The sequence below is a fragment of the Cyclobacterium sp. 1_MG-2023 genome, assembly GCF_030546805.1.
In the GTDB taxonomy this organism is placed as follows: domain Bacteria; phylum Bacteroidota; class Bacteroidia; order Cytophagales; family Cyclobacteriaceae; genus Cyclobacterium.
This window is the reverse complement of record NZ_JAUOPC010000045.1, coordinates 1-2416: the sequence shown is the minus strand read 5'-3', so window position 1 is coordinate 2416 and position 2416 is coordinate 1. Positions and strand designations below refer to the sequence as shown.

The 2416-nt window shown below is 41.6% G+C and carries 2 protein-coding genes; both read left to right on the top strand.

What is annotated here, in order from left to right; translation table 11 throughout:
- The first annotated feature begins 67 nt into the window (after positions 1 to 67).
- Positions 68 to 1006, top strand: a complete 939-nt coding sequence (locus Q4534_RS24010) for a tyrosine-type recombinase/integrase (protein WP_303615701.1) — start codon at positions 68 to 70, stop codon at positions 1004 to 1006.
- Positions 1003 to 2136, top strand: a complete 1134-nt coding sequence (locus tag Q4534_RS24005) for an IS91 family transposase (protein ID WP_368509171.1) — start codon at positions 1003 to 1005, stop codon at positions 2134 to 2136. Before Q4534_RS24010 ends, Q4534_RS24005 begins: the two co-directional genes overlap by 4 nt.
- The last annotated feature ends 280 nt before the right edge of the window (positions 2137 to 2416 follow it).

The following is a 2416-nucleotide window of genomic DNA, read 5'->3' as shown; positions in this document are numbered from 1 at the left end:
TGTTGAACTCAACCTCCGGTAGCTAAAGGTTTACCATTGGTATATTGCTCATCAACAAACTCTTATAATGATGAGCAAAATACATAAAAATTACGGATGGCTCAATAGCCGGCCCAACTCAGCTAAAACTTTAATAGATAAGGCCAAACGTGAAGTGCCTGGGTTTGCCCTGCATATCCAAAAGTTTGAAGAGCAAATCACCATCAAAGCTTATGCTGAAAGTACAGTTTTTAGTTACTCCCGATCCATCGCACAGATCAGCTTGTATTTCAAAAAGTCTCCTTTAGACCTGGAGCCTGATGAGATCAATTCCTATCTCTTTACCTTGAGACAAGACAAGGATCTTAGCGATACTTTCTTCAAGCATGCCGTCTATGGTCTTCGTTTCTTCTACCGGATTTATGACTTGGAAGATAGGGCTATCCGGCTGCCCAATTTGAAAAACAACCGCAAGCTTCCCGTTGTCTTTTCTCAGCAGGAATTACGAAGGCTATTTAAAGCTCCACAGCGATTAAAACAGCGTGTATTGCTATCCTTAATCTATTCTGCTGGCCTACGTGTCAGCGAAGTCTGTAAACTCAAAATCACCGATATTGATTTTGACCGCAACCAAATCCACATCCGGGAATCCAAAAACAATAAAAGCCGCTATGTCGTTCTGAGCGCCTATATCTCTCAAGGTTTACTCCAATACATCAATGGAGCTAAGCCCAAAACCTTCCTTTTCAATGGTAGAGAAAAGGGTACTCCTCTAGGTCATAGTGCTGTGCAACAAACCTTCCGGCTGGCCATGCAAAAAGCCGGTATACTAAAAGAAGCTTGTGTACACACACTTCGCCACAGTTTTGCTACTCACTTGCTTGAACAGGGGATAGATATTGTAACCATCAAGGAGCAGCTGGGACACGCACATATACAAACCACCATGATGTACCTACATGTGGCTAAACTTGAAAGATCATTAGCCCATAGCCCTTTTGATAGACTTTATCCACCAGCTTCCTGAAGCCTGCTTATGAGATAGCAGATATCATTCGGCTTCATGGTGCCAATTTTCAGAAACGATTCAAGCCACCTTTACAGGTGAAAAAAACGCTGAAAGCACTTTCTATATGCAGAACCAAATACCTTGGCGGGCATATGAGTGTTTGCAAAAGTTGTGGCGTAGAAACGATCAGTTATAACTCTTGTCGAAACCGGCATTGCCCAAAATGCCAGGTAACCAACCGTGAAAAATGGATATTGGATAGGGAAAGTGAACTTCTCCCTGTTCCCTACTATCATATTGTCTTCACATTGCCGCATGCATTCAATGAATTATTGCCCCATTACGACAAGGAAATATACACCGCTTTGTTCGCTGCCTCTTGGCTTACCATCCAAAAATTTGCTGCTGACCCAAAATACCTAGGTGCCAAAACAGGAATGGTATCCATCTTGCATACCTGGGGACAGCAACTCTGGCTCCACCCTCATGTTCACTGTATCGTGCCAGGAGGTGGAATTACACCTTCAGGAAAATGGAAATCCTGTAGGTATAAAGACAAATACCTCTTTCCTAAAAGAGCATTAAGCACTGTTTTCCGGGCAACTTTTATGGCGGAGCTCAGAAAGAAAATGATTGTCGCACAGCATATTTCTAAAAAGGTTTTCCAAACCAAATGGGTAGTATACGCCAAGCGACCTTTTGCTTCTCCAAAAACAGTGGTGGAATACCTAGGAAGGTATACCCACAAAATAGCCATATCTAATCACAGACTTAAAAAGGTTGATCAGGAAAATGTCACATTCACTTATAAAGATTACCGACAAGAAGGGAAAAACAAGCAGATTAAATTAGGGGGAAGTGAATTCCTGAGAAGGTTTTCTTCTCATATACTTCCTTCTGGCTTTGTTAGGATACGCCATTATGGTTTCTTGGCATCCAGAAACAAGAACAAAGAGCTAAATCTGGCAAAAAAAGACCTCAACCAACCCAAATGGCAAAAAGTTAAATACTCTTGGGTACAGATTGCGAAGGAAAAACTCAATTACAATCCTGAAAGGTGCCACTGCTGTGGATATGAAACGCTTATTACAACCAAGCTAATCGCCCCAGAGCGAGGACCTCCCTTACGCCAACTTAAAAATGCATAACCTCGCCAATAATCACACGCTATCAAAAAGGCTTTACTGGAAGCCCTGGAACACCTATGTCTTAGGTTTTTTAAGACCTCAAAAATCAATGAATCAAGGATTTAAAAACGCTACTAGGCAATCAATTCGTCCACTTTTTAATAATTTTAACACCACCTAATTTCCTGAATTACCCAACAAAATCAATCCAATCCCCATAGAAGAAAGCTACCGGAGGCTGAGTCCAACATACGCTACAATGAACCGAAGTCTTACTTCGCATCATTGTAGCTTAATTGTT

Excerpts from the sequence above, each read along its gene's own strand:
- Q4534_RS24010 (WP_303615701.1), top strand. The coding sequence starts at position 68 with ATGATGAGCAAAATACATAAAAATTACGGATGGCTCAATAGCCGGCCC.